This window comes from Novosphingobium sp. B-7, assembly GCF_000410615.1.
Classification (GTDB): domain Bacteria; phylum Pseudomonadota; class Alphaproteobacteria; order Sphingomonadales; family Sphingomonadaceae; genus Novosphingobium; species Novosphingobium capsulatum.
On the sequence record NZ_APCQ01000188.1, the window covers coordinates 1 to 6,113 of the forward strand.

Sequence of the window (6,113 nt, forward strand, 5' to 3'; positions counted from 1 at the left end):
CATCCAGTTTGTCGCGCTACACGCTTACGACACCCTGAATAAGCAGGGCTGCAATGGCACTCCCGAACCTGGTTGTGAAGATTGGCAATCTTCGCACCCGTTCAGGAGTTTCCACATGACGATTGCCCTCCCGAAACCAACGCGCAACTGGGACCCGGTGGTCAAGCTGACCCACTGGAGCATCGTGGCGGCACTGCTGGCCAATGGCGTCTTCACCGAAGGCGGGTCGTGGCCGCATATCTGGGTTGGCTATGCGCTTGCCGGAATGCTGGCGCTCCGGCTGCTGTGGGGAATAGTTGGGCCACGCGAAGCGCGGTTCTCGGCTTTTCCGCCCAGCCTGCGGCGGGCGATGGCCCATATTCGCGAGATCAGGGCTGGCCAAGTCCACGAACAACCGTCGCACAATCCGCTGGGCGCCTTGATGGTCTATACCATCTGGGCGACGCTTGGCCTTGTCATCGCCAGCGGCATCGCCATGGCTGGCCTGCCGCCCAAGGCGGCGACGTATCCAGATCATGCTGTCGAGCAAGCCGCATCACCTGACGAGGATGAGCGCGAAGGCGAGGAAAGCCCGCTGGCCGAGACGCACGAGACCGCCGTCAATCTGCTCTATGTGCTGATCGTCTTGCATCTGGGCGGGGTCATGTTTGAAACGCGGCGCTCCGGGCGCGGGCTGGTGCTGGCCATGCTGCCTGGTCGGCGGTAAACCAGCTCCATGCAAGGCACCGCCGGATCTCTGGCCAGATCACTCGAACGCAAAGCGCTGATCCTGACGGTGGTGCTCGGGTGTCAGGTGCTGGCGGCGATGTTCTTCGCGCTCGATGTGGCGGGTGACATCGCCGAAGCCGGGCTGGGCTGGCACCTGTCGATCGAATTGGGAGCGACGCTGGCGCTGGCGGCCGGCGTGGTAGTGGGCGCCATCCATGTGCGTTCGCTGATCGAACGGGCGCGACAGGATCAGGCGCTGCTCGCCGCTGCGCGCGGGGCAATGGGCGCCTTGATCCGTGCCCGTTTTGCCGAATGGCATTTGACTGCAGCCGAGGCCGATGTGGCGCTGTTCGCCATCAAGGGGCTCGATGTTGCCGAGATCGCGGGCCTGCGCGGGTCGGCGCAGGGAACCGTTAGAGCCCAGTTGACGCGAATCTACGCAAAGGCGGGCACCACATCGCAAACCGGTCTCATCGCGCTGTTCATGGACGAACTGATCGATCCCGCCACAGCGCTGGAAGGCCGGGGTGACCATGGCTGATATCGGCTTGCTTCACCACCTGCTGATCGCGTTGGGCATTGGCCTGCTGATCGGCGCGGAGCGGGAGCGGCGCAAAGCCCAGCGCCCGTCTTCAGCCGGGCTGCGCTCCTTCACGATTGCCAGTGTGATGGGTTGTGCCAGCGCGTTGACGCCGTGGGGTTGGATGAGTGGCGTCGTCCTCGCCTGCATCACCGCGCTGGCGCTGTTCAGCAACTGGCAGCGTCGCGCCTCTGCCGATCCCGGCATCACCACGGAAATCGCACTGATCGCCACGCCCCTGCTCGGCGCGCTTTCGGTCAGCGCACCCGATCTGGCTGGCGCTGCGGCGGTGCTCATCACCATCATTCTCGCGGCACGCGAACCATTGCATCGCTTTGTGGGGCAGATGGTGACGGCCGATGAAGTGGCAGACGTGCTGCTGATCGCGGGCGCAACGCTGATCGTTCTGCCTATGCTGCCTGATCGCCCGATGGGACCATTTGCCGCCCTCAACCCCCATGCCATCTGGCTGGTGGTCATCATGATCCTAGGCATCAATGCCGTAGGGCAAATCGCCACGCGGCTTCTCGGCGCACGATTGGGCGTGCCGATGCTGGGGCTGGTGTCGGGCTTCATTTCCAGCTCGGCCACGATCGGCGCGATGGGCGCCTGGGTGCGCGCCAATCCAGCCTCCCTGGCTGCCGGCGTGGCGGCGGCGGTGCTGTCAACGGTGGCCAATTATGTGCAGATGGCGGTGGTCATCAACCTCACCGATCACCGCGCATTTCTGGCAACGGCCGCGTCCGTTGCCGCCGCCGGCTTGGCCGCCGCCGTGTCCGGCGGTTGGTTCATGCTGGCCGCATGGCGCGAAACGTCGGCAGAACCACCCACGTTCAGCCGCTCTTTCAATGTTATGATCGCGCTGGTGTTTGCCGCGATGCTGGCGGGAATGCTGATCCTGGTGGCCGCGATGCAGGCATGGTTCGGGACCATGGGGATGGTTGCTGCCGCCGCCATCGGCGGCGTGCTCGACGTCCATGCGGCCGTTATTTCCATCGCCACGCTGGTGGGTGAGCGGGCAATCACGCCAGCCCAAGCCATCGTGCCGGTCCTGATCGCATGCACCACCAGCAGCGTCGCCAAGATGCTGTTTGCGGCCACGGCGGGAACGAAAGCCTTTGCAACACGGGTCATTCCCGCGCAGGCCGGCATTGTCGTTGCATCCTGGCTAGCAGGGCTCACAGCTTTGCAGATCCTTTAGAACCGCGATGATGGGCATCGGTGCGGGCAAAATGCCTGCGGTCCGATAGTCACCCGGCTTGCCGTGCCGTCGCCTCCAGCTGCGCGATGCGCTCGGAACAAATGGCATGGACCACACGACCGAGTTCCTCGACCTGCTCGCCAAGCTAGGCTAGTTCCTCTTCGGTGATCCTGTCGTGCTTGCTGTAGCGCGCCTTGACGTAGGCTTTTTTGAGCTTCTCTGACATCGCCCGCTGCTTGCGGTTGTCACTGGGCTAGACGTGGACCGGCCGGACGCCCAGCTGTTCGGCCTGGGTGCGCAGGAACGCGAGATTGCGAACGTGCGGGATGTAGAACGTTACCACTAGAAGGACTCAGTGGTATAAGCTTTCCGTCGCCTGATGCAGGGAAAAAGCTGCTTCTTTAAGGCGCTGTTTACCGATGTAGATTTGGTGCCCTCGTTGAACGCAACCGCGCCGGGCATCCACTCCTCAAAATACTCCTTCGCCATGGCCAGCGCGGCATGCGGCGTCTTCGGCTTGGGCTGGTGCAGTTCGGTATCCTCGCTCTGGTAAAGCGCGATGCCATTACGGGCCACGTCCATGAAGAAATAGCGCCCGTGGGCCAGCCCATCGTTCACCTCCTGCCCCCCGTCGCGGCGGGGCTACAGGGCCGTGACGCCCCCCGTCACCTCGGAGCCGAGGCAGACGCCGCCGCGCATCAACAGCGCGGCGACAATTGGAGGGGAGCCAGAGGCGGACCGACACGACCGGCCAAACCGGCCGGGCCCCGTGCCAGCGATCGTACCGGCCATGCCGACGAGACGGCAGCGCCGGCTCGGCTGGAGCGCAGCGGAAGGAGAGCCCGGTCAGGCCGAGACGGCCTGAGACTCAATCTGCACGAGCCTCAAAATTTCTTTTCTCACCCTGGCGTCACATCGGCGGCTCTGGCGTAATCAGGCGTAGACTCAGCGCATTGGCACCGCTTTCAGCACTCTTGACGCCGACCACAGACCGGCAAATCTCACAGCGAAGGAGCAAGAAAACTACCACAGCACAGGAAGACCAAGGCATGACCGACCGCCTCCGGACCGCATCCTGCGTCTGAATGCCGTGCTCGATCGCACTCGCCTGACTCGCGCTACTCTCTACCGCAAGATTCAGGCTGGCACGTTTCCCAGACAGGTGCGCATCGCCACCCGCTGCACCGGCTGGCGGGAAACCGCCATCCGTGAATGGATGCACAATCCCATGTTCTATGAGACAGGCGACGCTTCCTGACGCCCGCTTTGCAATTGCTGGTAGACGCCAAGCCGGTCAGTGATCTGCCAATGGCCAGTCAGGCGATCGTCCGCGTCAAACATGTAGACCGTCGCGCCAGACATGTGGATCGTCTGGCCCGTGGCTGGATAGCCCGGCAGATCGGCCGCATGCGTGCCGCGCCACAGCCAGGTCATCACCACGCTGTTGCTATCGGCAAACAGCCCCTGGGTGGCAAAGCGCTGATCCGGAAAAGCCGCGCGCGACTGCCGCACACGGTCCTTGAAACCCGTGCGATCGAGCGTCTGGCCGTGCCACGGATCGCCGGGATCGTGGTGGATGGTGTAGACTTCGGCGATGTAGTCATCGGCCACATCCACCCGCCCTTCGTCCCAGACCGCTTGAATGAAGGCCGCGAGGCGCTGCTTGCGCAGGCCGCTGCGCATCATGCCGCGGCCTGCCCGCTGGCCAGCATCAGCGCGTGATCGCGAATATCCTGCGGCCAAGCCGCCATCCTGGCCGCGAACGCGTCGCCGTCGTCGGCAAACAGCGCGCGGATCGCCTCTTCATAGCCGGGCAGATCGCCTGCCAAGGCGAACAGGAACGTGTAGGCACGCTGCTGCGCGCTCTTGCGCTCGGTTCGCCCCTGATCAGCCCGCCGTGCTTCGTCGACCAGCCGGCGCAGCGCGCCCGAGGCACCACCGGGCTGCTGCGCCAGCCATTCCCAATGACGCGGCAACAGCGTCACCTCGCGCGGCACGACGCCAAGCTTTGGCCGCCCGCGCCCGCGCCCGCGCACCGGCTCCACCTCGGCGCCGCCCGGCCGGGCCAGCCGCGCGACGATCTCTGCCGTGGTGCCACGCAAGTCGAGATCGAGGACGCGTCCGGTGGCATCGTCGAATACCAGGACAGCGTCCATTTCCCGGGTTTCTGCGGTCTTCACGGCCAGGGCCACGTCGATCAGTGCGCCTTGGGCCAGTTTGCGCGGGCCAGCAAAGGCGGTGCACTGCAGGGAGAGTTCATTGGTCATGGAGCTTTTATAGCCGGATAATTTTATTGCACAATATACCCGGATATAATTGCGTGCGCGGCCCAGCGGTCGTACAGGAAGCGCGCATCACGAAAGGCAGGACATGACAGAGACCACGCGGAAGGCGGCCGTCGCGGCCTACAAGGAGCGCGAGATCGCGGCAGGCATCTATGCCATCCGCTGCGTGTCAAGCGATGAGGTGTGGATCGGCAGCGCCCCGGACCTTTCCACCATCGAGAACCGCCTGTGGTTCACGCTGCGCCAAGGCGCCAATCCGCACCGCGCGCTGCAGGAAGCCTGGAACGCGCATGGCAGCGCCGCCTTTATCTTTTCCGTAATCGCGCATCTGCGCGACGAAGACGATCCTGGCTATCCACGCCGCACGGCGCTCAGGAACCTTCACCTGCACTGGCTGGAGCAGCTCGGCGGCGCGCGGATCTAGCGGCGCGTGCAGCGCCATCGGCAGCTGCTTGCGCGCGAAATTTGCCTGCTGAAGTTCGGTGAGGCAAGAAATGGCTGTTTTCAGCCATTTGGCGATTTCCTGAGCAACCCTGGGAGGGGTGCTGGTGCGGTCGAGAAGACTCGAACTTCCACGGGCTTTCGCCCACAACGACCTCAACGTTGCGCGTCTACCAATTCCGCCACGACCGCATATCGCATACGGGCTGGCCAAAGGCACATCCCGTCGGGGTAGGAGCGCGCCCCTAGCAGGGGTTTGGGGGGGCTGCAACAGGGCGGTTGCACTTTTTTATCCCCAGCCGGTAGTTGCGGCCCCTGCGTGTGGCGGGGGCCTGCATGCCTATTCCGGTTTCCAGCCGATTTCGGCCGAGCGCGCGCTCTTGGGAACGTCGGTTACCGCCTCGTTGATCGTCACGCTTTCGCCCGGGCGCAGCTTGTCCTTGGGCGGGGCGACGTCCCAGGTATAGACGATGCGGTTCTGCGCGTCGCGCAGCACGATCAGGATCGGCGGCACTTCGCGCAAGTCTTTGCCCACGTTGGTGACGGTGCCGCTCGCGCCGAAATAGGCCGTGCCGTTGCTCAAGGTGCGGCGGTCCTGCCGCGCGGGCGGGAACGAAAGCACCAGATCGGGGCGCCCGTTGCCGAACGTGGGCCGGTTGACCGGCAACCAATCGGGCAGGCCCAGCCACGAAACCAGGCCGATCATCGCCGCCACGGCCAGAGCAAAGGTAATGCCCGCGGCCGTCCACAGCCGCGCCGGGTTGCGGCGCGGGCGGAACGGGGGCTGGTGTTCGAAGCTCGATACCGGCGAGACGTATTCGGCCGTGGGGGCCTGCGCGCGGGGCGGCTCTGCCCGTGGGGCGGGCGCCGGGGGCGCTTGCTCCTCCACCGCGACTGG

8 protein-coding genes, 1 tRNA gene and 1 pseudogene are annotated in these 6,113 nt (G+C 64.8%); 5 read left to right on the forward strand and 5 right to left on the reverse strand.

The window, feature by feature from the left end; all coding sequences use genetic code 11:
- The first annotated feature begins 115 nt into the window (after positions 1-115).
- Genes H926_RS0101980 through H926_RS0101990 form a run of 3 tightly spaced genes read left to right on the forward strand, consistent with a single transcriptional unit; the run spans position 116 to position 2,489 of the window.
- Positions 116-706 carry a cytochrome b/b6 domain-containing protein gene (locus H926_RS0101980; RefSeq protein ID WP_022674805.1) on the forward strand — a complete coding sequence of 197 codons (591 nt, stop codon included), beginning with the start codon at positions 116-118 and terminating at the stop codon, positions 704-706.
- A 9-nt stretch (positions 707-715) separates the two neighbouring features.
- Positions 716-1,249, forward strand: coding sequence for a LuxR family transcriptional regulator (locus H926_RS0101985; RefSeq protein ID WP_022674806.1), 534 nt, complete (start codon positions 716-718; stop codon positions 1,247-1,249).
- On the forward strand, positions 1,242-2,489 hold the full coding sequence (locus tag H926_RS0101990; RefSeq protein ID WP_022674807.1) for a DUF4010 domain-containing protein: 1,248 nt from the start codon (positions 1,242-1,244) through the stop codon (positions 2,487-2,489). Before H926_RS0101985 ends, H926_RS0101990 begins: the two co-directional genes overlap by 8 nt.
- 49 nt (positions 2,490-2,538) lie before the next feature.
- Here H926_RS0101990 and H926_RS25170 read toward each other — a convergent pair.
- Positions 2,539-3,113 (reverse strand): annotated as a pseudogene (locus tag H926_RS25170) (HEPN domain-containing protein); the annotation flags it as partial.
- A gap of 448 nt (positions 3,114-3,561) precedes the next feature.
- Here H926_RS25170 and H926_RS31455 point away from each other — a divergent pair.
- On the forward strand, positions 3,562-3,747 hold the full coding sequence (locus H926_RS31455; RefSeq protein ID WP_082208960.1) for an AlpA family transcriptional regulator: 186 nt from the start codon (positions 3,562-3,564) through the stop codon (positions 3,745-3,747).
- On the opposite strand, the gene H926_RS0102005 is transcribed toward H926_RS31455, so the two are convergent.
- Both H926_RS0102005 and H926_RS0102010 read right to left on the reverse strand, forming a co-directional pair.
- Positions 3,723-4,175, reverse strand: coding sequence for an ester cyclase (locus H926_RS0102005; protein WP_022674810.1), 453 nt, complete (start codon positions 4,173-4,175; stop codon positions 3,723-3,725). The genes H926_RS31455 and H926_RS0102005 overlap by 25 nt on opposite strands.
- Complete coding sequence (locus tag H926_RS0102010) at positions 4,172-4,756, reverse strand: DUF2239 family protein (protein WP_022674811.1); 585 nt, start codon at positions 4,754-4,756, stop codon at positions 4,172-4,174. Before H926_RS0102010 ends, H926_RS0102005 begins: the two co-directional genes overlap by 4 nt.
- A 103-nt stretch (positions 4,757-4,859) precedes the next feature.
- Between H926_RS0102010 and H926_RS0102015 the strand changes: the two genes are divergently transcribed.
- Positions 4,860-5,198, forward strand: coding sequence for a GIY-YIG nuclease family protein (locus H926_RS0102015; RefSeq protein WP_022674812.1), 339 nt, complete (start codon positions 4,860-4,862; stop codon positions 5,196-5,198).
- A gap of 122 nt (positions 5,199-5,320) precedes the next feature.
- On the opposite strand, the gene H926_RS0102020 is transcribed toward H926_RS0102015, so the two are convergent.
- Together H926_RS0102020 and H926_RS0102025 are read right to left on the reverse strand one after the other, a co-directional pair.
- Positions 5,321-5,407: transfer RNA gene (locus H926_RS0102020), tRNA-Leu, on the reverse strand.
- Positions 5,408-5,555: 148 nt separating this feature from the next.
- The coding region (locus H926_RS0102025) for a zinc finger/thioredoxin (protein ID WP_022674813.1) at positions 5,556-6,113 on the reverse strand (558 nt) is incomplete at its 5' end.